A 22513-nucleotide genomic window follows, 5' to 3' on the forward strand; every position below is an offset into this window, starting at 1 on the left:
GGAGTCGTCGGCAGCGTCAGATGTGTATAAGAGACAGCCCCCGTACAGCGCCCGCCCCCTCCGAAAGGCACACCGTGACGCAGGACGACGACCTCCTCACCCGGGCCCAGGCCTGGCTCGACGAGGACCCCGACCAGGAGACCCGCGAGGAGCTCGCGCGGCTCATCGAGGCCGGCAGGACCGGTACGGCGGACGAGCTCGCCGTCCGCTTCGCCGGCACGCTCCAGTTCGGCACGGCCGGACTCCGGGGCGAGCTGGGCGCCGGGCCCATGCGGATGAACCGCTCGGTGGTCATCCGCGCCGCCGCCGGCCTCGCCGCGTACCTGAAGGGCAAGGGCCGGGACGGCGGCCTCGTCGTCATCGGCTACGACGCCCGCCACAAGTCGGCCGACTTCGCCCGCGACACCGCCGCCGTGATGACCGGCGCCGGGCTGCGCGCCGCGCTGCTCCCCCGCCCGCTGCCGACGCCCGTCCTCGCGTACGCCATAAGGCACCTGGGGGCCGTCGCCGGCGTCGAGGTGACCGCGAGCCACAACCCGCCGCGCGACAACGGCTACAAGGTCTACCTGGGCGACGGCTCGCAGATCGTGCCGCCCGCCGACGCGGAGATCGCCGCCGAGATCGCCGCCGTCCGCTCGCTGCACGACGTGCCGCGCCCGGAGGACGGCTGGGAGACCCTGGGCGACGAGGTGCTCGACGCCTACCTGGAGCGTACGGACGCGGTCCTGACGCCCGGCTCGCCCCGTACCGCGCGGACCGTCTACACGGCCATGCACGGCGTCGGCAAGGACGTCCTGACGGCCGCGTTCGCGCGCGCCGGCTTCCCGCCGCCCGCCCTGGTGGCCGAGCAGGCCGACCCGGACCCGGACTTCCCGACGGTCGCCTTCCCCAACCCGGAGGAGCCGGGCGCGATGGACCTCGCCTTCGAGGCGGCCCGCGCCGTGGCCCCGGACCTGGTGATCGCCAACGACCCGGACGCCGACCGCTGTGCGGTGGCCGTGCCGGACCCGGCCGCCGAGGGCGGCTGGCGGATGCTCCGGGGCGACGAGGTGGGCGCGCTGCTCGCCGCGCACCTGGTGCGCCGGGGCGTCACGGGCGTCTTCGCCGAGTCGATCGTCTCGTCCTCGCTGCTCGGCCGGATCGCGGAGGCGGCGGGCGTCGGGTACGAGGAGACGCTGACCGGCTTCAAGTGGATCGCCCGCGTCGAGGGCCTGCGGTACGGCTACGAGGAGGCGCTCGGCTACTGCGTCGACCCGGAGGGCGTCCGCGACAAGGACGGCGTCACGGCCGCGCTGCTCGTCACCGAGCTGGCCTCGGTGCTCAAGGAGGAGGGCCGGTCCCTGACCGACCTCCTGGACGACCTAGCCGTGGAGCACGGGCTGCACGCCACGGACCAGCTGTCGGTGCGGGTCGAGGACCTGGGGATCATCGCGCACGCGATGGCCGCGTTGCGCGAGCGCCCGCCGGTCGCCCTCGCCGGTCTGACGGTGGTCTCGGCCGAGGACCTGACGAAGGGCACGGAGGCGCTGCCGCCCACGGACGGGCTGCGCTACCACCTGGAGGGCGACCACCGGGCCCGGGTGATCGTGCGCCCCAGCGGCACCGAGCCCAAGCTCAAGTGCTACCTGGAGGTCGTGGTCCCGGTGGACGGCGCGGACGCGCTGCCGGCGGCCCGCGCCACGGCCGCGGAGCTGCTCGGCGCGCTCAAGCGGGACCTGGCGGAGGCGGCGGGGCTGTAAGCCGCCGACACACGGGCCGGGGCCGGTACGGAATCCGCTTCCGTACCGGCCCCGACCCGTCTCCGGGCGTCCGTCCGCTCAGCCCGTCGCCGCCAGGACCACCAGGAGCAGCAGTCCGGCGACGGCGGGCGCGATGATCTCGTACGCCCAGCGCACCTGCGGCCCGCCCTGCGCCTCCGGGCTGCTCGCGTGGCGCTCGGCGAGCTCGCGCAGGTCGGCGACGGTCTGGTCGGTGGGCGCGGTGCGCGAGGCGCTCTGCCGTACGTCGGCGGTGACGGAGGTACGGCCGTGGGGGTCGTCCTGGGAGGCGCGGGCGGCCCGGCGGGCGGCCTTCTTGCGCTGGCGCAGCGAGACGGGGACGGCCCAGAGCTGGTACTTCTCGCCCTCCTGGGTGAAGGCCTCGCTGGAGTACCCGGCGCGGACGTCGGCGACGGAGGCCCAGGGCAGCGTGATCGTGCGGAACGGGTTGCGGATCCGCAGCCGCCGGTCGTCGGCGTACACGGCGGGCCGGATCGTGAAGGCGACGATCAGCGGCACGGCGAGGACGAGCCCCGCGAGCGCGAGCCAGGGGGCGCGGCCCTCGCCGCGGAGCATCGCGTCACCGGCGAACACGGCCGCGAGCACCAGCAGGAACACCCCGCTCGCGATCCCGAGGGGCGACCGGAAGACCCGGTCGGCGTAGGACTGCTCAGGTGTCGACCCGGAGCTCGGCTCGTGGCGCGGCTCGGGGGTCGGCTCAGGGGTCGTCATGCCGCCGATTCTGCCTCAGCGACCGTGCGGGAGCTCGGGCGGCCCGCACGGCCACGGGGCCGGCGCACAGGACGGTGCCGCCGGTCCGGCGCCCGCCGGCCGGCTCCCCGACGCGTGGAACGGCTCCCCCCGCGCCGTCCTCCGCCTGTGACCTCGCGCTCCGAAGCCCCTCTCCCCTGTACAGGTCGCTACGCGCGTAGATATGCTCGACTGGTGACCATGCCCACCACTGCACCCGCAGCTCTCGCATTCGCCGACGTGACCGCGTCCGACAGTGCGCTGCGCCGCTTCCTCCACGGGCTGCCCGGCGTCGACGCCGTCGGCCTGGAGGCGCGCGCCGCGTCCCTCGGCACCCGCTCGATCAAGACCACGGCCAAGGCGTACGCCATCGACCTGGCCATCTCCATGATCGACCTGACGACGCTCGAAGGCGCGGACACCCCGGGCAAGGTCCGGGCGCTCGCCGCCAAGGCCGTCAACCCCGATCCGACCGACCGCACGACCCCGACGACCGCCGCCGTCTGCGTCTACCCCGACATGGTGGCCGCCGCCAAGGCCGCCCTCGCGGGCTCGGACGTCAAGGTCGCCTCGGTCGCCACCGCCTTCCCGGCCGGCCGCGCCGCGCTCCCCGTGAAGCTCGCGGACACCGCCGACGCCATCGCCGCCGGGGCCGACGAGATCGACATGGTCATCGACCGTGGCGCCTTCCTCGCCGGCCGCTACCTGGAGGTGTACGAGCAGATCGCCGCGATCAGGGCGGAGTGCGGCGACCGCGCCCGCCTGAAGGTGATCTTCGAGACCGGCGAGCTGTCCACGTACGACAACATCCGCCGCGCCTCCTGGCTCGGCATGATGGCCGGCGCGGACTTCATCAAGACCTCGACCGGCAAGGTCGCGGTCAACGCCACCCCGGCCAACACGCTCCTCATGCTGGAGGCCGTGCGCGACTTCCGCGCCCAGACCGGCGTGCAGATCGGCGTGAAGCCGGCCGGCGGCATCCGCAACACCAAGGAAGCGATCAAGTTCCTGGTGCTCGTCAACGAGACCGTGGGCGAGGACTGGCTGGACAACCACTGGTTCCGCTTCGGCGCCTCCAGCCTGCTCAACGACCTGCTGATGCAGCGCCAGAAGCTGGCGACCGGCCGCTACTCCGGCCCCGATTACGTGACGGTGGACTGATCAACATGGCATCTGCATTCGAGTACGCGCCGGCGCCCGAGTCCCGGTCCGTCGTCGACATCGCCCCCTCCTACGGCCTGTTCATCGACGGCGAGTTCGTCGACGCGGCCGGGGGCAAGGTCTTCAAGACCGTCTCCCCCTCCACCGAGGAGGTCCTGTCCGAGGTCGCCCGCGCGGGCGCCGAGGACGTGGACCGCGCGGTGAGGGCGGCCCGCAAGGCCTTCGAGAAGTGGTCCGCGCTGCCCGGTTCCGAGCGCGCCAAGTACCTCTTCCGGATCGCCCGGATCATCCAGGAGCGCAGCCGCGAGCTGGCCGTCCTGGAGACCCTGGACAACGGCAAGCCGATCAAGGAGACCCGCGACGCGGACCTCCCCCTGGTCGCCGCGCACTTCTTCTACTACGCGGGCTGGGCCGACAAGCTCGACCACGCCGGCCACGGAGCGAACCCGCGTCCACTGGGCGTGGCCGGCCAGGTCATCCCGTGGAACTTCCCGCTGCTCATGCTGGCGTGGAAGATCGCCCCGGCGCTCGCGACCGGCAACACGGTCGTCCTGAAGCCGGCCGAGACGACCCCGCTCTCCGCCCTGTTCTTCGCGGACATCTGCCGCCAGGCCGGACTGCCGAAGGGCGTCGTCAACATCCTCCCCGGGTACGGGGACGCGGGCGCCGCCCTGGTCGAGCACCCGGACGTGAACAAGGTCGCCTTCACCGGCTCGACCGCCGTCGGCAAGGCCATCGCGCGCTCGGTCGCGGGCACGGACAAGAAGCTGACCCTGGAGCTGGGCGGCAAGGGCGCCAACATCGTCTTCGACGACGCCCCGATCGACCAGGCCGTCGAGGGCATCGTCAACGGCATCTTCTTCAACCAGGGCCAGGTCTGCTGCGCGGGCTCGCGCCTCCTGGTCCAGGAGTCGGTCCAGGACGAGCTGCTCGACGCGCTCAAGCGCCGCCTGTCCACGCTCCGCCTCGGCGACCCGCTGGACAAGAACACCGACATCGGCGCCATCAACTCCTCGGAGCAGCTGGCCCGCATCACCACCCTGGTCGAGCAGGGCGAGGCGGAGGGCGCCGAGCGCTGGTCGCCCGCCTGCGAACTCCCCTCCTCCGGTTACTGGTTCGCGCCGACGCTCTTCACGGGCGTCACGCAGGCGCACACCATCGCCCGCGACGAGATCTTCGGCCCGGTCCTGTCGGTGCTCTCCTTCCGTACGCCCGACGAGGCCGTGGCGAAGGCCAACAACAGCCAGTACGGCCTGTCGGCGGGCATCTGGACGGAGAAGGGCTCCCGCATCCTCGCGGTGGCGAACAAGCTCCGGGCCGGCGTCGTCTGGGCCAACACGTTCAACAAGTTCGACCCGACCTCGCCCTTCGGCGGCTACAAGGAGTCGGGCTTCGGCCGCGAGGGCGGCCGTCACGGTCTGGAGGCCTACCTCGATGTCTGACGCGAACCGTCTGAGCGTCTTCAAGACCTACAAGCTGTACGTCGGGGGCAAGTTCCCCCGCTCCGAGAGCGGCCGGGTGTACGAGGTGACCGACTCCAAGGGCAAGTGGCTGGCGAACGCGCCCCTCTCCTCCCGCAAGGACGCCCGTGACGCGGTCGTCGCCGCCCGCAAGGCCTTCGGCGGCTGGGCGGGCGCGACCGCGTACAACCGCGGCCAGATCCTCTACCGCGTCGCCGAGATGCTGGAGGGCCGCAAGGGCCAGTTCGTGCACGAGGTCGCGGACGCCGAGGGCCTGTCCAGGAACAAGGCGGCCGTCCTCGTCGAGGCCGCGATCGACCGGTGGGTCTGGTACGCGGGCTGGACCGACAAGATCGCCCAGGTCACGGGCGGCGCCAACCCGGTCGCGGGCCCGTACTTCAACCTCTCCACCCCCGAACCGACCGGTGTCGTCACGGTCCTGGCCCCGCAGGACTCGTCCTTCCTGGGCCTGGTCTCGGTGATCGCGCCGGTGATCGCGACGGGCAACACGGCCGTGGTGGTCGCGAGCGAGAGGGCCCCGCTCCCCGCGCTCTCCCTGGGCGAGGTGCTCGCCACCTCCGACCTGCCGGGCGGCGTGGTCAACATCCTCTCCGGCAAGGCCTCCGAGATGGGTCCGCACCTCGCGGCCCACCAGGACGTCAACGCGATCGACCTGACGGGCGCGTCCGACGACGACCTCGCCCGCGAGCTCGAGATCGCGGCGGCGGACAACCTGAAGCGCGTCCTGCGCCGCCGCACCGAGGACTTCGCGGAGTCCCCGGGCACGGACCGCATGACCGCGTTCCTGGAGACGAAGACGGTCTGGCACCCGACGGGTAGCCTGGGCGCCTCCGGCTCCTCGTACTGAAAGACGCGTGGGGAAGGGCCCCCGGGACGACCCCGGGGGCCCTTCCCCGCGTCCGCGTTACGGGAGCAGCCCCTGCGTCAGCGGTCCGACCACCGGCAGGTCCGCCACGGCCCCGCCCCTGGTGACGTGGTCGGTGACCAGGTTCGTGCCGACCGGCTTGAAGTCGGCGACCTGGGTGCCGAGTCCGTTGTCGAGGGGGTCGACCCCGGTGCCGGCCAGCGGGTTGAGCTTGAGCTGGGTCAGCGGGCCCAGGGCGTAGCCGACCCCGTCGAGCGCGCCCGTGCCGGCCGCGCCCGTGTCCGTCCTGGTCAGGCCGTCGAGCGGCAGCGGCACCGGGGCGGCGGCCTGGGCCCCGGCCCCCGCGCCGACCAGCGCGGCGCCCGCCGCCGTGACGGTCAGTCCGGCCTTGAGCAGGGCGCTGCGACGGGAGGTGCTGGGGGCTGCGTGACGCGCCATGGCGTTCCTTCCAGGGGGTGTTCGGGCGGACACCGACAGTAGTGGAGGTGTGACGCCCGATACCAACGCCCTCCCTGGGGGTCCCCTGCACGGGGGAATGCCTCACACTGGTGTTCCGTGAGTTCCCAACCGATCCCGACCCGGGTCGTCCTGCTGACGGGCCCCTCCGGCTCCGGCAAGTCGTCCCTCGCCGCCGTCACCGGCCTCCCGGTCCTGCGCCTCGACGACTTCTACAAGGAGCACGACGACCCGTCGCTCCCGCTCGTCGCCGGCAGTTCGGACATCGACTGGGACTCGCCGCAGTCCTGGGACGCGGACGCCGCCGTCTCCGCCGTCGTCGAGCTGTGCCGCACGGGGCGGACCGACGTCCCCGTGTACGACATCGCCACCAGCTCCCGGACGGGCCGGGAGGGTCTGGACATCGGGCGGACCCCGCTGTTCGTGGCGGAGGGGATCTTCGCGGCCGAGATCGTGGCCCGCTGCCGCGACCTCGGCGTCCTGGCCGACGCGATCTGTCTGCGCGGCCGCCCCTCGACCACGTTCCGCCGCCGGCTCGCCCGGGACCTCAGGGAGGGCCGCAAGTCGGTGCCGTTCCTGCTGCGCCGGGGCTGGCGCCTGATGCGGGCCGAACGCGCGATCGTGGCCCGCCAGGCGGAGCTGGGCGCCCACCCCTGTGCCAAGCCGGAGGCCCTGGGCCGGCTGGCCGCCGCCGCGGCGGGCCGCCACCGCACCCCGGCCGCCCGCCCGTAGGGGCTCCCCCGACACGCGAGGACGCGCGAGAACACGCAAGAAGCGGACCGTACGAGACCCCCGGGCCCGTACGATCCGCTTCTTCCTTTTCCCCCGTACCCCCGTACGGTTCCCCCGTGCTTCCCCCGCGAGCCCCGTTTCCCCCGTGGGCTCCCGTGGGTCCCCCCCCTGCTTTCCCCCGTGTTTCCCCCCGGCCTTCAGGCCACCAGCTCGCCGAAGGACTCCTCCTCGTCACGGCCGAAGCTCAGCACCTCGTCCTCGCGCAGTCGCCGCAGCGAGCGCCAGATGCTCGACTTCACCGTGCCGACACTGATGTCCAGGATCTCCGCGATCTCCGGATCGGTCCGGCCCTCGTAGTACCGCAGCACCAGCATCGTGCGCTGGAGCTCGGGCAGTCGGGCCAGCGCCTGCCACAGGACCGCGCGCAGTTCGGTGCCCCGCATCGCGTCCGTCTCGCCGACCGTCTCCGGCAGCTCCTCGGTGGGGTACTCGTTGAGCTTGCGGCGGCGCCAGGCGCTGATGTGCAGATTGGTCATGGTCCGGCGGAGGTACCCTCCGACCGCGGCCTTGTCGCTGATCCGGTCCCAGGCGCGGTACGTGGAGAACAGCGCGCTCTGGAGCAGGTCCTCGGCCTCGAAACGGTCACCGGTGAGGTGGTAGGCGGTGGCGTACAGGGAGGCCCGACGCTCCTGGACGTAGGCCGTGAACTCGGCCTCCGAACAACCGGGGCGTTCCCCCGTGGCCTCCCCGTACACCGCTCCCCCGTCAGCGACGGCCACCATGTACGGCGCCTTGCGCTGACGTCCGACGCTGCGAACGCACCCCCGTCCGTTCTGCGCGCCGGACTTCTCCGTGCTCCTGACGACATCGTGGAGACGCGTGACAACTGCGCCGGAGTTCGTGCTGTGCAGTGCGTTCATCTCGCGCCCCCCGTCGGCTGGAGTGTGTTTCGGTCCGTGTGCCAAGAAGCTTGCCCCGGGGACTTCATGGCGCTGTCCGCCGACTGTCACAGGCGTGTCACAGGGCCTGTCGCGGACAGCGTGCTTCCCGACGGTCGAACTCGGACGGCCGCATGGGACAGAATGCTGCCGTGCCTTTTCTGTTGCTGATCGAGGACGACGACGCCATCCGTACGGCCCTTGAGCTGTCCCTGTCCCGGCAGGGCCACCGGGTGGCCACCGCCGCCACGGGCGAGGACGGCCTCCAGCTGCTGCGCGAGCAGCGGCCGGACCTGGTCGTGCTCGACGTCATGCTGCCCGGCATCGACGGCTTCGAGGTGTGCCGGCGGATCCGCCGGACCGATCAGCTGCCGATCATCCTGCTGACCGCGCGCAGCGACGACATCGACGTGGTCGTGGGCCTGGAGTCCGGGGCGGACGACTACGTCGTCAAGCCCGTGCAGGGCCGGGTCCTGGACGCCCGCATCCGGGCCGTGCTGCGGCGCGGGGAGCGGGAGTCGACGGACTCGGCGACGTACGGCTCGCTGGTCATCGACCGGTCCGCGATGACGGTCACCAAGAACGGCGAGGACCTCCAGCTGACCCCGACCGAGCTGCGGCTGCTCCTGGAGCTGAGCCGGCGGCCCGGACAGGCGCTGTCCCGGCAGCAGTTGCTGCGGCTGGTGTGGGAGCACGACTACCTGGGCGACTCGCGGCTCGTGGACGCCTGTGTGCAGCGGCTGCAGGCCAAGGTGGAGGACGTGCCGTCCTCCCCGACCCTGATCCGCACCGTGCGCGGCGTCGGCTACCGGCTGGACGTCCCTGCGTGAGCAGAGGGATCCTCGCGCGGCTGCGCCTCTCCAGTCTGCGCCTGCGGCTCGTGGTCGTCTTCGCCCTGGTCGCGCTCACCGCCGCCGTCGCCGCCTCCGGCATCGCGTACTGGCTCAACCGCGAGGCGGTGCTCACCCGCACCCAGGACGGGGCGCTCAACGACTTCCGGCAGGAGATGCAGAACAGGGTGGCGACGCTGCCGCTGCGGCCCGGCCAGGAGGACCTGGGGCGGACCGCCGAGCAGATGGCGAGCGGCAGCGCGGGCTACCAGGTGCTGCTGCTCGGGGAGCGTGACGAGGGCAAGCCGGTCGTGGGCGCCTCGGACCCGGACGACTTCACCCTGGCCGACGTGCCGCTCTCGCTGCGCGAGGCCGTGGACACCCGGCGGCCGGTGACGGACGCCAACCCGTATCCGTACCACCTGTTCTGGCAGCGTACGGAGCGGGGCGGGACGCCGTACCTGGTCGGCGGGACGCGGATCGACGGCGGCGGGCCCGCCGGCTACATGTTCAAGTCGCTGGCGGCGGAGAAGGCCGACCTGAACTCGCTGGCCTGGTCGCTGGGGATCGCCACCGCGCTCGCGGTGGCCGGTTCGGTGCTGCTCGCGCAGGTCGCGGCGACGACCGTGCTGCGTCCGGTGCACCGGCTCGGGGAGGCGGCCCGGCAGCTCGGCGAGGGCAAGCTGGACACCCGGCTGCGGGTGACCGGCGCGGACGAACTGGCCGATCTCACCCGGACGTTCAACGGCGCGGCCGAGTCGCTGCAGAAGAAGGTCGCGGACATGAGCGCGCGGGAGGAGTCCAGCCGCCGCTTCGTGGCCGACATGTCGCACGAGCTGCGGACCCCGCTGACCGCCCTGACGGCCGTCACGGAGGTCCTGGAGGACGAGCAGGACGCCCTCGACCCGATGATCGCGCCCGCGGTGGCGCTCGTGGTGAGCGAGACCCGGCGCCTGAACGACCTGGTGGAGAACCTGATGGAGGTGACCCGCTTCGACGCGGGCACCGCCCGGCTCGTCCTGGACGACGTGGACATCGCCGACCAGATCACGGCGTGCGTGGACGCGCGCGCGTGGCTGGACGCGGTGGAGCTCGACGCCGAGCGCGGGATCGTGGTGCCGCTCGACCCGCGCCGGCTCGACGTGATCCTGGCGAACCTGATCGGGAACGCGCTCAAGCACGGCGGTTCGCCGGTGCGGGTGTCGGTGCGCACGGAGGACGGGGAGCTGGTGATCGCGGTCCGCGACCACGGCCCCGGCATCCCCGAGGAGGTGCTGCCGCACGTCTTCGACCGCTTCTACAAGGCGAGCGCGTCCCGGCCCCGGTCGGACGGCAGCGGTCTCGGCCTGTCGATCGCCATGGAGAACGCCCTGATCCACGGCGGTTCGATCACGGCCTCGAACTCGGTGGGCGAGGACGGGGAGGTCGACGGCGCGGTGTTCGTGCTGCGGCTGCCCCTGGACGCCTCCGGGATCACCAGCGAGGTGAAGACCCGCAGCGGCCGGGGCGAGGTGGAGGAAGCGTGAGGCTCCGTACCCGCGGGGGCACGGCCCTCGGGAGCGCGGTCGGCGCGGTCGCGCTCGCCGCCCTGGTCGCCGGCTGCGGGATCAGGACGACGTCGGTCCCGGTGGACGCGGGCGCGGCCCCGTCCCGGGTGCCGTGCAGCGTGGCCGAGGACGGTACGGCGGGGACCCCGGCCGGAAGCGTGCCGGTCCGGGTGTTCCTGGTCTGCGGCTCGCAGCTGGAGACGGTGGACCGCCGGTCGCCGCTGCCGGAGGGGGAGGCGGACGCCGATCCGGTGCGGACGGCCCGGCTGCTGCTCTCGCAGCTCCTCGCCGTGCCCTCGGAGGCCGAGCAGGAGGCCGGTTTCACGACCGCGGTGCGCGGTCCGCTGACGGTGGGCGGCGGGCGCCGGGGCGATCCGGCGGGCACGCTGCGGCTGAGCCGGCAGCCGGAGGACCTGGCGCCGGTCGCGCTTTCGCAGCTCGTCTGCTCCTTCGGGGAGGGCGCGGCGGGGGCGGGCGACCGCACGGCCCTGCTCGGCGGCCCCGGTCCGTACGCGCCGAAGCGCTACCGCTGTACGGCGGAGCTGCGCGAGCGCCCGGAGTCCGTGCCGCCGACGGCCCCGCCGCCGACCGCGACGGCCTCGCCCTCGGGGCCGGTCCCGGGGTCGCCCCCGGCGGTCCCGACCGGCTGAGTCGTCGCGCGGCGGAACCGATTCCGCTCCCGGGCACGTCTTGGGGGGCGTGCAGCGTCAGGGTTCGGGCGGCAGTGCCGCCGTGGTCGTCCGCGCGACGGGGTTCGTCCTCCTCGTCGCGCATCTGCTGCTCGTCGCCTGGATCAGTCTGCGCCCACGGGACGTGGCCTGGGTGACCGCGCCGAACACGGTCCCCCTGGACGGGCTGCGGGCCGATCTCGCGCTGGGGTCCGCCGAGGCGGCCCGGCTGATCGGTGAGGGCCTGCTGCTGCTCGCCCCGCTCGGGGTGCTGCTCCCGATGGCCGACGGGCGGCTCGACGTCCCCGGCTGGGCCTCCCTGGTGCGGACGACCGCCGCCGGGGCCCTGGTGTCGCTCGCGGTGGAGCTGCTGCAGACCGCGGTGCCGGGGCAGGTCGTGGACGTGGACTCGGTCCTCCTGAACACGGCGGGCGTGGCGCTCGCGCACCTCCTCCTCGTCCCGGCCGGGCGCAGCCGACTGCGCCGCAGGTCGGAGACGGGCCGGTCGGAGACGGATCGCTCCAAGGGGGGCCGGTCGGGGGCGTCCGGAGGGGCGGGGCGGGGCCGGGGTTCCGCCCCCCTGCGGAACGAGGGTTCTCAGGGTGCGACCCCGACGATTTCCAGGGTCCCGATCGCCCCGTAGACCGACGCTTCGTCCCGCTTTCCGGCGGCAGCATGGAGTCATCGGGAGCCCGACGGAGCGGCTCCCGGACCGACTCCGAAGGAGCCCACCATGGCCGCACTGATCCGCCCCCGTGACGGACGCGTGATCGGCGGGGTGTGCGCGGCGCTCGCCCGGCGCTTCGGCACCTCCGCGACGACGATGCGCGTGATCTTCCTGGCGTCCTGTCTGCTGCCGGGCCCGCAGTTCCTGCTGTACCTGGCGCTGTGGCTGCTGCTGCCGTCGGAGCGGAAGGCGGCGGCGGGCGCGGCCTGGTAAGTCGCCCGTACGCGCCGGAAGGGGCGCGCACCCGGGAAGGTTCCGGGTGCGCGCCCCTTCGGCACGCGTCCTCCGTACGGAGCCGTACGGGGCCGGGTCAGCCGAGCGGCAGGCCGTTGAGCGGGAGGCCGTTCAGCGGCAGGCCGCCGAGGAGTCCGCCGAGCGGGGTGGCGCCGAGGCCGCCGGCGGCGGCGTCGAGCGGCAGGTTCTGGGTGACCTGGCCGGCGGCGGCCGGGAGGGTCCGGGTGGCCTGGTCCAGGCCCTGGCCGAGGACGCCCTGCCCGACGTGGAGTCCCTCGGCGGCGTCGGCGGGGAGCTCGCCGAGGCCGTCGCCCAGCGGAACGGTCTGGCTCACCAGGCCGAGCGCGTCGGGGGCGGCGGGCGCGACCGGGGCGGCGGAGGCCGTGCCGGCGGCGGCAGCGGCGAAAGCGGCACCGAGGGCGGCGACACCGAGCTTCTTGGCGGACTGCTTCATCTGAGAATCTTCCTTGGGGGAATCCGGGGGCTTCGGGAAAGCCGTGCGGGGAAATCCGGGGAACGGGAGTGCAGAGCGGCTCTGCAACCTAACCAGCGGGGGACCCCGCCGCAAACACCGGAAAGCGGCCGGGTGTCGCGCCGACCCGGCCGCCCGCGCTCCTCACCGGAGCCGCTTTTCAGCCCTCCGTACGGGAAGATCCGCTGGTCGCAGCGGTCTGCTGGAACAGCCATTCGGACCGGAGCTCGGCGTATCCGGGCTTGATGACCTCATTGATCATGGCCAGTCGTTCATCGAAAGGAATGAACGCCGACTTCATCGCATTGACAGAAAACCATTGCATGTCGTCAAGCGTGTAATCGAACGCCTCGGTCAGCAGCTCGAATTCCCGGCTCATGCTCGTACCGCTCATCAAGCGGTTGTCGGTGTTGACGGTGGCACGGAAATGAAGCTTCCGGAGCAGTCCGATGGGGTGCTCGGCGATCGAGGCGGCGGCGCCGGTCTGGAGGTTGGAGGAGGGGCACATCTCCAGCGGGATCCGCTTGTCCCGGACGTAGGCGGCGAGCCGGCCCAGCTCCACCGAGCCGTCGTCCGCGACCTCGATGTCGTCGATGATCCGGACGCCGTGGCCGAGGCGGTCGGCGCCGCACCACTGGAGCGCCTGCCAGATGGAGGGCAGCCCGAAGGCCTCGCCGGCGTGGATCGTGAAGTGGTTGTTCTCCCGCTTGAGGTACTCGAAGGCGTCGAGGTGGCGGGTGGGCGGGTAGCCGGCCTCGGCGCCCGCGATGTCGAAGCCGACGACGCCGGAGTCGCGGTAGGCGTTGGCGAGTTCGGCGATCTCCAGGGAGCGGGCGGCGTGCCGCATGGCGGTGAGCAGGGCGCCGACCCGGATGCGGTGGCCGTTCGCCCTGGCCTGCCGCTCGCCCTCGCGGAAGCCCGCGTTGACGGCCTCCACGACCTCTTCGAGGGTGAGTCCGCCCTCCAGGTGCTGCTCGGGGGCGTAGCGGACCTCCGCGTACACGACGCCGTCCTCGGCGAGGTCGGCGGCGCACTCGGCGGCGACGCGGAAGAGGGCCTCCCGGGTCTGCATGACGGCGCAGGTGTGCGCGAAGGTCTCCAGGTACCGCTCCAGGGAACCGGAGTCGGCGGCCTCCCTGAACCAGGCGCCGAGCTTGTCGGGTTCGGTCTCGGGAAGGTTCTCGTAGCCCTGCTCGCGGGCGAGTTCGACGATCGTGCCGGGGCGCAGCCCGCCGTCGAGGTGGTCGTGGAGCAGCACCTTCGGGGCGCGGCGGATCTGGTCCGCGGTGGGGACGCTGTGGGTCTGGCTCGTCATTGCCGCACTCTAGCCCCTACGCGCGTAGAGCGCCCCTCGTGACGCCCGGCTTCCGTCCGGTGCCGGTCTCCGGACTCCGCCGCACGGCCCCGGGCCATGACCGTGACCGCGCTCGGCGCCGAACTGCCGCGCGTCCACCGCTTCCCGTCCGCCTTCCACCGCCGCCGGGCGGCCCGTACCGCCGACTTCCCGGGCGGCTTCGCCGTGTCCGCCGTCGTGGGGGGACGACCACGTGCCGGTCGGCGGGGAGGCCGGCTCCGGGGCGCTGCCCGCTGCGGGGCGCGGCGGACGTCCGGTTCCTCGCCTCGTACGGTTCGGGACGGTCGGCCGCGCGTCCTGCTGCGACCGGGACCGAGCGGGGCCGAACGGGAACGGGGGCACGGGCGTTCGCCACGGGCGGTCGCTTCCGGACGATACGCAACAGAGACCGCGCGTACGGCTGGCGTACACCTCCGCTTCTGAGACTGTTCTGCCATGGCGCACTTCGCACTCGTGGGGCCGCCCGACGCCCGGAGACCCCGGCTCGGACGGTCCGTCGCAGGTTCCGGCAGGTCGGCGGTGGGCGGCGTGGTGCTGCTGCTCCCGGACGGCGAGCCGTCGTCGAGGCGGCGGGCCTCCGCGCGGGCCCACGCGGCGGTGCTGCCGCTCGGGCGCGCCCTGGTGCGGGCGGGCCGGGACGAGGGGCTCGTCGCGCACGTGGTGCGCTACCGGGCGCGCGGCTGGAACGGCGCGGACGCGGACCTCGCGGCGGACGCCGCCTGGGCGGTCGCGGAGGCGGTACGGCGGTACGGCGACGTCCCGGTCTGCCTGGCCGGGCACGGGTTCGGCGGGCGGGCCGCGCTGCGGGCCGCCGGGGAGGAGGCGGTCGGCGCGGTCCTGGCGCTCGCCCCCTGGCTCCCGGAGGACGACGTGGCGGCCGAACCGGAGCCGGTGCGGCAGCTGGTGGGGCGCCGGGTGCTGCTCGTGCACGGCACCAACGACGCCCGTACGGACCCGGAGCTGTCGTTCCGCTTCGCCCAGCGGGCGAAGAAGGCGAACCGGGAGACCTGCCGCTTCGAGGTGCACTCGGACGGGCACGCGCTGCGCCAGTACGCGGACGAGGTCCGGGCCCTGGCCGCCGACTTCGTCCTCGGCGCCCTCTTCTCGCGGCCGGTCGCCCGCCCGCTGACCGACGCCTTCGCCGCGCCCCCGCCGCTGGGGCTTCGGATGCCGCTGGCGGCGGGGTTCGGGGGCGCGCGGCGGCGTTAGGGGCTGTCCGGCGGATCATGGCCGGGACCGCGACCCTGATCCGCCGGACAGGCCCAAGGCCCGGGGGCAGGCTCCTGGAGGACCGCCTCACGCCGGGGGTGCGGGCTCCTTCGGGAGCAGGTGGCCGCGGCGGCTCAGGAGGAACTTCTTGAAGGCGGCCACCGGGGCCGTGTCCGGGTGCCCGTCGAGCCAGGCGACCCCGATCTCGCGGACCGCGCGCGGGGCGGTGACGGTCAGTTCGACGACGCCGGGCCGGGGCACGGCCGGCGGGGGCAGCAGGGCGACGCCGAGCCCGGCGGCGACCAGTCCGCGCAGGGTCTCGGCCTCCTCGCCCTCGAAGGCCACCCGGGGCTTGAACCCGGCCTCGGCGCACAGGTCGTCGGTGATGCGGCGCAGCCCGTACCCCGGCTCCAGGGTCACGAAGGTCTCGTCGGCGGCCTCCGCGAGCCGCACCCGCTTGCGGCCCGCGAGCCGGTGGTCGTCCGGGACGACGAGCCGCAGCCGCTGCTCGTCCAGGCGCCGGGCCACCAGGTCGGGCGCGTCCGGCACCGGCGAGGTCAGACAGAGGTCGAGGTCCCCGGCCCGCAGCCGCTCGATCATGGCCTCGCCGTAGTTCTGGACCAGGGTGAAGCGGACCCGGGGGTGGTCGACCCGGAAGGCGCGGAGGAGCCCGGGGACGGTCTCGGAGCCCATGGTGTGCAGGAACCCGAAGGCGACCCGTCCGGCGGCCGGGTCGGCGTCGGCGCGTACGGTGTCGGCGGCCCGCTCCACCTCGGCGAGCGCCCGCTCGGCGGCGGTGAGGAAGCGGCGGCCCGCCGGGGTGAGGGAGACCGTGCGGCCCCGGCGGGCGAAGAGGGCCACGCCGAGGTCCTGTTCGAGCCGGACCATCGCCCGCGAGAGCGTGGACTGCGGGACGCCCATCTCGGCCGCGGCGCGGGTCACGTGCTCGTGCCGGGCGACGGCCGCGAAGTACGCGAGCCGGGGCGCGAGCAGCAGCCCCATGTCTTCTTCGTTACTGTTCGGTGACAGCCGGGGCTGTGACCTGTACTCATGCGCCATGGGAACGATTACAGCAGTTCCGTGCATTGGACGCATGAAAGCGGCCGTCCTACGTTCGTGGCATGCCTTCCGCCAGTACCAGGGCGGCCGCCACCCACGCGTCCGCCGACACCCGCCTCGCCCCCGGCGCCCCCGGCCACCGCCGCATGAGCCTCGCGCTCTTCGCCGCCGGGCTCGCCGCCTTCACCCTCCTCTACTCCACGCAGGCCCTCCTCCCGGCGATCTCCGCCGGGTTCGGCGCCACCGCCTCCGCCGCCTCGTGGACGGTCTCCGCCGCGACCGGCGCGCTCGCCCTGTGCGTCCTGCCGCTCAGCGCCCTCTCGGAGCGCTTCGGCCGGCGCACCCTGATGACCGCCTCCCTGTCGGTCGCGGTCGCCCTGGCGCTCCTGGTGCCGCTCGCCCCGAACCTGGAGTCCCTGGTCGTGCTGCGCGCGCTCCAGGGCGCGGCGCTCGCCGGGCTCCCGGCCTCCGCGATGGCGTACCTGGCCGAGGAGGTGCGGCCCAAGGCGCTGGTCGGCGCGATCGGCCTCTTCGTGGCGGGCAACTCCATCGGCGGCATGAGCGGCCGGATCGTGTCCGGCTGGGTCGCCCAGCTGTGGGGCTGGCGCGCGGGCCTGGCCGCCGTGGGCCTGCTCTCCCTGGCGTGCGCGGTCGCCTTCCGGGCGCTGCTGCCGAGGGCCCGGCACTTCACGCCGGGCACGCTGAACCCGAAGGCGCTGGCGCGCACCGTCCGCACGCACCTCTCCGATCCGCTCCTGATGCGGCTGTACGCGATCGGCGCGCTGTTCATGACGGTGTTCGGCGCGGTGTACACCGTGATCGGCTACCGCCTGGTGGAGGCCCCGTTCTCGCTGCCGCAGGGCGTGATCGGCTCGGTCTTCCTGGTGTACCTGGTCGGCACGGTCTCCTCGGCGGCGGCCGGGAAGCTGGTCGGCCGGCTCGGCCGGCGCGGGGCGCTCTACCTGGCGGTCTCCACCACGGCCGCGGGCCTGCTGCTCTCGCTCTCCGACGCGCTCCCGGCGGTCCTGGCGGGCCTCGTCCTGATCACGGCCGGCTTCTTCGCGGGCCACGCGGTCGCGTCCTCCTCGGTGAGCCGCACGGCGAGGACGGGCCGGGCGCAGGCCTCGGCGCTGTACCAGTCGGCGTACTACCTGGGCTCCAGCGCGGGCGGCACGCTCGGCGCGGTCGCCTTCCACGCGGGCGGCTGGACGGGCACGGTCCTGATCGGTCTCGTCGCGGTCCTCGGGGTCGTCTCGATCACCCTGTACGGCACGCACAGCGCGCGCGTGGAGGCGCGGCGGCTCCGTCCGGCGACCGCCTGAGCCGCCCGTCCTCCCGGCCGCGCACTTCCCGGAACGGCCCGCAACCGCCAGACTCCCCCGTACGTCTTCGGGGACAGGACTCCAGGGGGTGCAGAGGACATGAGGGAAGTCATACGGCGGACGGGCCGCAGGGCGGCGGTCACGGCGGGTCTGACGGCGCTGGTGGTGCCGCTGACGGTCGCGCTGGGCACGGGGACGGCGGAGGCCGCGTCCTGCAACGTGACCACCGGCCCGTACCAGAAGCAGGTGGAGAAGTTCCTGGGACTGAAGGTCGACGGGCGCCAGTCGTCCGCCGACTGCAAGTCCATCCAGGCCTTCCAGAAGAAGCACGGGATCACGCCGACCGCCGGGTACGCGGGGGAGATCACCTGGCGCACCATGAACACGATGCTCCAGCAGCGGGCGGCCGGGAAGAACCCGAACAAGGACCGCAGGTGTCCGACCGACAAGGGCCGGATCGCCTGCGTGGACCTGACCCGGCAGCTGAGCTGGATCCAGGACGGCGCCACGCTGAAGTACGGTCCGGTGCCGGTGCGCACGGGCAAGGACGGGACGGAGACCCGTACCGGCCTCAAGAAGGTCTACTGGCGGAGCATCAACCACTGGTCGACGCTCTACAACGTCTCCATGCCGTACTCGCAGTTCTTCGACGGCGGCCAGGCCTTCCACTCGACCACCAAGTCGATGTGGAACCCGCCGGGCTCGGGCGGCTGCGTGAACATGACGCCGGCCGACGCGAAGGCGTACTGGAACCTGCTGCGCAACGGCGACGACGTCTACGTGTACGGGCGCAAGCCGGGAACCTGACCCCGGCTGTCAGTGGCCTGCGGTAGCTTCGCTCTCATCGGCACCGGACGGGTGCCGGTGAGGGTGAGCGGGGTGTGGACCGATGAGCGACACCGTGGTCGCGACGACCGAGGAACTCGACAAGTACCGCCGTGAGCTGACCGGTTACTGCTACCGGATGCTCGGGTCCTCCTTCGAGGCGGAGGACGCGGTGCAGGACACGATGGTGCGGGCCTGGAAGGCGCTCGACTCCTTCGAGGGCCGCTCCTCGCTGCGGTCCTGGCTGTACCGGATCGCGACCAACGTCTGCCTGGACGCGCTGAACGCGGGGAACAGGCGGGCGCGGCCGATGGACCTGACCTCCCCGACGCCCGTGGACCGGGCGCAGCTGGTGAAGCAGCCCGAGATCACCTGGCTGGAGCCGGTGCCGGACGGGCGCGTCCTGCCCTCGGTGGCGGACCCGGCGGAGGCGGCCGTCTCCCGTGAGACCGTGCGGCTCGCGTTCGTGGCCGCGCTCCAGCACCTGCCGCCCAAGCAGCGGGCGGTCCTCATCCTGCGCGAGGTGCTGGCGTGGAGGGCGAGCGAGGTCGCGGAACTGCTCGACACCTCCGTGGCCTCGGTGAACAGCGCGCTCCAGCGGGCCCGCGCGACCCTGGCCGAGCAGGCGCCGGCCGCCTCTGACCCGGCGGACCCGCTGGACGAGGAGCAGAAGGCGCTCCTGGAGCGGTACGTGGCGGCCTTCGAGGGCTACGACATGAAGGCGCTGACCGCGCTCCTCCACGAGGACGCGACGATGTCCATGCCGCCGTACGACCTGTGGCTCCAGGGACACGAGAACATCGTGGGCTGGATGCTGGGCGTGGGCGACGTCTGCCGCGGCTCGAAGCTGGTGCCGACGGTCGCCAACGGCTCGCCGGCCTTCGCGCACTACCACCCGGACCCGGAGGGCGGTTACAGCCCGTGGGCCCTGATCGTCCTGGAGCTGCGGGACGGCAAGGTGGCGGGGATGGACTTCTTCCTGGACACCCCGCGCTGGTTCCCGCTCTTCGACCTGCCGGCGAGGCTAGAGGCCTAGCGTTTCGTCCAGTCCGGTGAGCCGGAGCAGGGCCCGCAGCTCGGGCCCCGCTCCCTCGACGCGGAGGCGGTGGCCGTGCCGGGTGGCCGCGAGCTTCAGCCGGGCGAGGGCGTCGACGGCGGCGAGCCCGGCGGGCGCGAGCGCGGCGGCCTCGCAGACGACCTCGGCGGGCGGGGCGGCGGCGAGCCGCGCGCAGAGGCGTTCGACCTCCTCCCGCCCGGGCCGGGCGGTCAGGGTCACGACGAGGGGCCGACGGGTGCCCGGCTGGCTGGTGTCCACGTCCGATGAGACCGGCCGGGGGCCGGGAACTCATCGGAGGCCCCTCCGGCCAGGGCCTGTCCGACCCTGATCCGCCGGACAGGCCCTAGGCTCCCGATCATGACTCTCGAACCTGTCGAACTGGTGATCTTCGACTGTGACGGCGTTCTGGTGGACAGCGAGCGGATCTACTGCCGGGTGGACCGGGAGGTGTTCGCCGGGCTCGGGGCGGAGTTCACCGAGGCGGAGATGGTGGAGCGGTTCGTGGGCTCCTCCCACGAGGTGCTGACGGCGATCCTGGAGGAGCGCATCGGCCGCCCCCTGGAGCCCGGCTGGAACGAGCCCTTCCGGCAGCGGTACGAGGACGCGCTCGACGCCGAGCTGACCGCCGTCGAGGGCGTCACCGAAGTCCTGGACGCGTTGTCCGTCCCGTACTGCCTCGCCTCCAACGGCAGCCACCCCACGATCCGGCGGAACCTCGGCCGCACCGGGCTCCTGGAGCGCTTCGAGGGCCGGATCTTCAGCGCCCGCGACGTCGCCCGGGGCAAGCCCGCCCCGGACCTCTTCCTGCACGCCGCCGCCACGACGGGCGTCCCGCCCGAGCGGTGCGCGGTGGTCGAGGACAGCCCGTACGGCGTCGAGGCGGCCCGCGCCGCCGGCATGCGCGCCTTCGGCTACTGCGGCGGCCTGACCCGCGCCCACCGCCTGACGGGCCCGGGCACGGTGGTCTTCGAGGACATGCGGGCACTGCCGGGGCTGCTGTCGGGGACGGGGCTCTAGCCGAGAGGAAAGGTACTGGTGTCGATCGTCAGGTCGAAGGGGGCGGGGAGGTGGAGGTCCCGGCCGAACTCGACCGCGTCGAGGACCCGGTACAGGCCGTTCTGCGGCTCGCCGTAGAGGGTGGCGGTGGGGCGGCCGGAGTGCCAGCGGTCGACGAGCAGGTAGAGGGGGACGGCGGCGGTGGCGTAGGCCTGGAGCTTCACGATCCGGTCGTGGTTCGCGTTCCACTTCGAGGTGATTTCCACGACGAGCTCGGCCACCGCTGCCGGAACGAAATTGCCCGGTTCCTCGTCCACGACCGCCTCGGGCGCGACAACCAGGTCCGGCATGTACATCCCGGCCCGGTCAGGAAGAGCGAGCCCGAGCGTTTGGTAGACGTTCCACTCTTCGGGAATCTCACGGATCAGGACCCGGTGAACCTTCGCGGCAATGCTGTTGTGCTGGTTGGCAGGCGGTGGCGCCACGGTGACGATCCCCTCGATGATCTCCACCTTGCAGCCCTCGGGGGCGTCCGTCTCTTCCCAGATCCGGACGAGCTCGTCCCACCCGTCACCCCTGGCAGGCTCGGGCTCGACGGCGAGTGCGCTCATGGTGTGCTCCTCAGTCGGTCGTCACCGATCCCAGCATGCCGAACGGGACCGGTGGGGTTCCACCGGTCCCGTTCGCCCGAAAGTGTCAGGCGCATATGCCAGAACGTCAGGCGATGCGGTCCAGGACGATCGGGGAGGGCGTGAAGGCCGTGCCCGTCGGGGCGATGTCCCAGGTGTTCTCCAGGGAGCCCAGGGCGTAGTCGAACTTCTCCGGGGTGTCCGTGTGGAGGGTCAGGAGGGGCTGGCCCGCCGTGACCGTGTCGCCCGGCTTGGCGTGGAGTTCGACGCCCGCGCCCGCCTGTACCGCGTCCTCCTTGCGGGCGCGGCCCGCGCCCAGGCGCCAGGCGGCGATGCCGATGTCGTAGGCGTCGAGGCGGGTCAGGACGCCGGAGGACGGGGCCGTCACGACGTGCTGCTCGCGGGCGACCGGCAGGTTCGCGTCCGGGTCGCCGCCCTGGGCCGCGATCATCCGGCGCCAGACGTCCATCGCGGAGCCGTCGGCGAGGGCCTTCGCCGGGTCGGCGTCCTTGATCCCGGCCGCGTCGAGCATCTCGCGGGCCAGGGCGATCGTCAGCTCGACGACGTCCGCCGGGCCGCCGCCCGCGAGGACCTCGACGGACTCGCGGACCTCCAGGGCGTTGCCCGCGGTGAGGCCGAGCGGGGTCGACATGTCGGTGAGGAGCGCGACCGTCTTCACGCCGCTGTCGGTGCCGAGCCGGACCATGGTGGAGGCCAGCTCGCGGGCGTCCTCGATGTTCTTCATGAAGGCGCCGGTGCCGACCTTGACGTCCAGGACGAGCGAGCCCGTGCCCTCGGCGATCTTCTTGGACATGATCGAGGAGGCGATCAGCGGGATCGCCTCGACCGTGCCCGTCACGTCGCGGAGCGCGTACAGCTTCTTGTCCGCCGGGGCGAGGCCGTCGCCCGCCGCGCAGATGACCGCGCCGGTGGTGTCGAGGACGTGCAGCATCTCCTCGTTGGAGAGCAGCGCGCGCCAGCCGGGGATCGACTCCAGCTTGTCGAGGGTGCCGCCGGTGTGGCCGAGGCCCCGGCCGGAGAGCTGCGGCACGGCCGCGCCGCAGGCGGCGACGAGCGGGGCCAGCGGGAGGGTGATCTTGTCGCCGACTCCGCCGGTGGAGTGCTTGTCGGCGGTGGGGCGGGAGAGCGAGGAGAAGTCCATGCGCTCGCCGGAGGCGATCATGGCCGCGGTCCAGCGGGCGATCTCGTCGCGGTTCATGCCGTTCAGCAGGATCGCCATGGCCAGGGCCGACATCTGCTCGTCGGCGACCGCGCCCCGGGTGTACGCGTCGATGACCCAGTCGATCTGCTCGGGGCTCAGCTCGCCCTTGTCCCGCTTCGTACGGATGACGGAGATGACGTCCATGGGGTGGTGCCTCTTTCTACGCGCATAGAGGGTGAAAGGAGGAGCGGCCCTCCCATCGTGCCGGAAGGGCCGCTCCGA

Annotated in this window: 24 protein-coding genes; 15 read left to right on the top strand and 9 right to left on the bottom strand. The window is 73.2% G+C overall.

All coding sequences use genetic code 11. The features are described 5' to 3' along the window. Window positions 1–74: 74 nt before the first annotated feature. Window positions 75–1739, top strand: coding sequence for a phospho-sugar mutase (locus OO47_RS19860; RefSeq protein WP_030217967.1), 1665 nt, complete (start codon window positions 75–77; stop codon window positions 1737–1739). Between the two features lie 78 nt (window positions 1740–1817). On the opposite strand, the gene OO47_RS19865 is transcribed toward OO47_RS19860, so the two are convergent. Beyond that, the gene (locus OO47_RS19865; RefSeq protein WP_030217970.1) at window positions 1818–2489 is read right to left on the bottom strand and encodes a PH domain-containing protein; all 672 of its coding nucleotides are present in this window, start codon (window positions 2487–2489) and stop codon (window positions 1818–1820) included. 213 nt (window positions 2490–2702) lie between these two features. On the opposite strand from OO47_RS19865, the gene deoC reads away from it, so the two are divergent. Genes deoC through OO47_RS19880 form a run of 3 tightly spaced genes read left to right on the top strand, consistent with a single transcriptional unit; the run spans window position 2703 to window position 5996 of the window. Next, on the top strand, window positions 2703–3668 hold the full coding sequence (gene deoC, locus OO47_RS19870; RefSeq protein ID WP_199812317.1) for a deoxyribose-phosphate aldolase: 966 nt from the start codon (window positions 2703–2705) through the stop codon (window positions 3666–3668). 5 nt (window positions 3669–3673) lie between these two features. Beyond that, entirely contained in the window at window positions 3674–5110 is a 1437-nt protein-coding gene (locus OO47_RS19875; protein WP_030217973.1) for an aldehyde dehydrogenase family protein, read from the top strand. Beyond that, window positions 5103–5996 (top strand): aldehyde dehydrogenase family protein, encoded by an 894-nt coding sequence (locus tag OO47_RS19880; RefSeq protein ID WP_030217975.1) that lies wholly within the window; start codon window positions 5103–5105, stop codon window positions 5994–5996. The genes OO47_RS19875 and OO47_RS19880 overlap by 8 nt, the downstream gene beginning before the upstream one ends. A 57-nt stretch (window positions 5997–6053) precedes the next feature. Here the strand turns inward: OO47_RS19880 and OO47_RS19885 are convergent, their stop codons facing one another. Beyond that, entirely contained in the window at window positions 6054–6452 is a 399-nt protein-coding gene (locus tag OO47_RS19885; protein ID WP_030217980.1) for a hypothetical protein, read from the bottom strand. 117 nt (window positions 6453–6569) lie between these two features. Here OO47_RS19885 and OO47_RS19890 point away from each other — a divergent pair, with 117 nt between their 5' ends. Then, entirely contained in the window at window positions 6570–7202 is a 633-nt protein-coding gene (locus tag OO47_RS19890) for a uridine kinase family protein (RefSeq protein WP_030217983.1), read from the top strand. Window positions 7203–7399: 197 nt separating this feature from the next. Here OO47_RS19890 and OO47_RS19895 read toward each other — a convergent pair whose 3' ends face one another. After that, a complete protein-coding gene (locus tag OO47_RS19895; protein ID WP_030217986.1) occupies window positions 7400–8122 on the bottom strand; it encodes a SigE family RNA polymerase sigma factor in 723 nt (240 codons plus the stop codon). A gap of 170 nt (window positions 8123–8292) precedes the next feature. Between OO47_RS19895 and afsQ1 the strand changes: the two genes are divergently transcribed. The 5 genes from afsQ1 (at window position 8293) to OO47_RS19920 (ending at window position 12125) form a co-directional block, all read left to right on the top strand. Continuing rightward, the gene (gene afsQ1, locus OO47_RS19900) at window positions 8293–8970 is read left to right on the top strand and encodes a two-component system response regulator AfsQ1 (RefSeq protein WP_199812318.1); all 678 of its coding nucleotides are present in this window, start codon (window positions 8293–8295) and stop codon (window positions 8968–8970) included. Then, entirely contained in the window at window positions 8967–10496 is a 1530-nt protein-coding gene (locus OO47_RS19905) for a sensor histidine kinase (RefSeq protein ID WP_030217992.1), read from the top strand. Before afsQ1 ends, OO47_RS19905 begins: the two co-directional genes overlap by 4 nt. After that, a complete protein-coding gene (locus OO47_RS19910) occupies window positions 10493–11167 on the top strand; it encodes a hypothetical protein (protein ID WP_051716203.1) in 675 nt (224 codons plus the stop codon). Before OO47_RS19905 ends, OO47_RS19910 begins: the two co-directional genes overlap by 4 nt. A gap of 49 nt (window positions 11168–11216) precedes the next feature. Next, window positions 11217–11828 (top strand): VanZ family protein, encoded by a 612-nt coding sequence (locus OO47_RS19915; RefSeq protein ID WP_030217998.1) that lies wholly within the window; start codon window positions 11217–11219, stop codon window positions 11826–11828. Between the two features lie 90 nt (window positions 11829–11918). Next, window positions 11919–12125 (top strand): PspC domain-containing protein, encoded by a 207-nt coding sequence (locus tag OO47_RS19920; RefSeq protein WP_030218001.1) that lies wholly within the window; start codon window positions 11919–11921, stop codon window positions 12123–12125. Window positions 12126–12222: 97 nt separating this feature from the next. Here OO47_RS19920 and OO47_RS19925 read toward each other — a convergent pair whose 3' ends face one another. Then, window positions 12223–12600: a hypothetical protein gene (locus tag OO47_RS19925; protein WP_030218003.1), complete on the bottom strand. Its 378-nt coding sequence runs from the start codon at window positions 12598–12600 to the stop codon at window positions 12223–12225. A gap of 178 nt (window positions 12601–12778) precedes the next feature. Beyond that, on the bottom strand, window positions 12779–13933 hold the full coding sequence (locus tag OO47_RS19930; RefSeq protein ID WP_030218005.1) for an adenosine deaminase: 1155 nt from the start codon (window positions 13931–13933) through the stop codon (window positions 12779–12781). Between the two features lie 474 nt (window positions 13934–14407). On the opposite strand from OO47_RS19930, the gene OO47_RS19935 reads away from it, so the two are divergent. After that, the gene (locus tag OO47_RS19935; protein ID WP_051716204.1) at window positions 14408–15181 is read left to right on the top strand and encodes a dienelactone hydrolase; all 774 of its coding nucleotides are present in this window, start codon (window positions 14408–14410) and stop codon (window positions 15179–15181) included. Between the two features lie 87 nt (window positions 15182–15268). Here the strand turns inward: OO47_RS19935 and OO47_RS19940 are convergent, their stop codons facing one another. Continuing rightward, complete coding sequence (locus OO47_RS19940; protein WP_030218010.1) at window positions 15269–16240, bottom strand: LysR family transcriptional regulator; 972 nt, start codon at window positions 16238–16240, stop codon at window positions 15269–15271. A gap of 62 nt (window positions 16241–16302) precedes the next feature. Between OO47_RS19940 and OO47_RS19945 the strand changes: the two genes are divergently transcribed. The 3 genes from OO47_RS19945 (at window position 16303) to OO47_RS19955 (ending at window position 19423) form a co-directional block, all read left to right on the top strand. Then, window positions 16303–17562 carry an MFS transporter gene (locus OO47_RS19945; RefSeq protein WP_030218013.1) on the top strand — a complete coding sequence of 420 codons (1260 nt, stop codon included), beginning with the start codon at window positions 16303–16305 and terminating at the stop codon, window positions 17560–17562. Window positions 17563–17661: 99 nt separating this feature from the next. Further along, a complete protein-coding gene (locus tag OO47_RS19950) occupies window positions 17662–18369 on the top strand; it encodes a L,D-transpeptidase family protein (protein WP_030218016.1) in 708 nt (235 codons plus the stop codon). An 82-nt stretch (window positions 18370–18451) separates the two neighbouring features. Next, the gene (locus OO47_RS19955) at window positions 18452–19423 is read left to right on the top strand and encodes a sigma-70 family RNA polymerase sigma factor (RefSeq protein WP_030218019.1); all 972 of its coding nucleotides are present in this window, start codon (window positions 18452–18454) and stop codon (window positions 19421–19423) included. On the opposite strand, the gene OO47_RS19960 is transcribed toward OO47_RS19955, so the two are convergent. Further along, window positions 19412–19702 carry an STAS domain-containing protein gene (locus OO47_RS19960; protein ID WP_051716205.1) on the bottom strand — a complete coding sequence of 97 codons (291 nt, stop codon included), beginning with the start codon at window positions 19700–19702 and terminating at the stop codon, window positions 19412–19414. The two genes, OO47_RS19955 and OO47_RS19960, sit on opposite strands and share 12 nt — an antisense overlap. Window positions 19703–19801: 99 nt before the next feature. On the opposite strand from OO47_RS19960, the gene OO47_RS19965 reads away from it, so the two are divergent. Next, on the top strand, window positions 19802–20461 hold the full coding sequence (locus OO47_RS19965) for an HAD family hydrolase (protein ID WP_030218025.1): 660 nt from the start codon (window positions 19802–19804) through the stop codon (window positions 20459–20461). Here OO47_RS19965 and OO47_RS19970 read toward each other — a convergent pair. Then, window positions 20458–21051, bottom strand: coding sequence for a Uma2 family endonuclease (locus OO47_RS19970; protein ID WP_030218026.1), 594 nt, complete (start codon window positions 21049–21051; stop codon window positions 20458–20460). The two genes, OO47_RS19965 and OO47_RS19970, sit on opposite strands and share 4 nt — an antisense overlap. Window positions 21052–21157: 106 nt before the next feature. Beyond that, a complete protein-coding gene (locus OO47_RS19975) occupies window positions 21158–22435 on the bottom strand; it encodes a thymidine phosphorylase (protein ID WP_030218027.1) in 1278 nt (425 codons plus the stop codon). Between the last annotated feature and the right edge of the window lie 78 nt (window positions 22436–22513).

The sequence above is a fragment of the Streptomyces bikiniensis genome, assembly GCF_000716625.1.
GTDB lineage: Bacteria > Actinomycetota > Actinomycetes > Streptomycetales > Streptomycetaceae > Streptomyces > Streptomyces bikiniensis.